1 protein-coding gene is annotated in these 453 nt (G+C 61.6%); it reads right to left on the reverse strand.

Annotation, left to right across the window (positions count from 1 at the left end; all coding sequences use genetic code 11):
- A partial coding sequence (locus M3610_RS27520) for a hypothetical protein (protein ID WP_251463645.1) occupies positions 1-233 on the reverse strand: 233 nt, incomplete at its 3' end.
- Between the last annotated feature and the right edge of the window lie 220 nt (positions 234-453).

The following is a 453-nucleotide window of genomic DNA, read 5'->3' on the forward strand; positions in this document are numbered from 1 at the left end:
GTGACGGCCTGGAAGCCGAGCTCGTCGCCGTAGCGCTCGATCGCGTCGGCGAACGACGTCGATTGCGGCGCGCCGGGCATCGTCACGTCGTAGATCGGCTCGTACGCACTGGCGAGCGTGCGCTCGGGCAGATTCGCGCACGCGGTGCCGCCTTCGGCTAGCGCGAGGTGTTCCCGCAGATACGGCAGTTGCCCGGCACGGCTGACCAGCTCGGGGCTGGTAGGCGGAATCATCGGCGTGAGAAGGAAAAATGGCGGCCGAAAGGGCCGCCTCATGACTTGATATTAGCAGCGCGCGCCGCGCTCGGCTTGGCGTTTCACTCATATGGTTATCCCGTCCTCGCGCCAACGCCTAGGGTTTACGTTGATTTCACTATTCGTAATTGGTTTTACTATTCGTAAATCCAAGGATTTGTCGCCGATCAAGAAATGCGGCATGCGGGCGCCGCGAAAC

This window comes from Neobacillus sp. MER 74, from assembly GCF_023714155.1.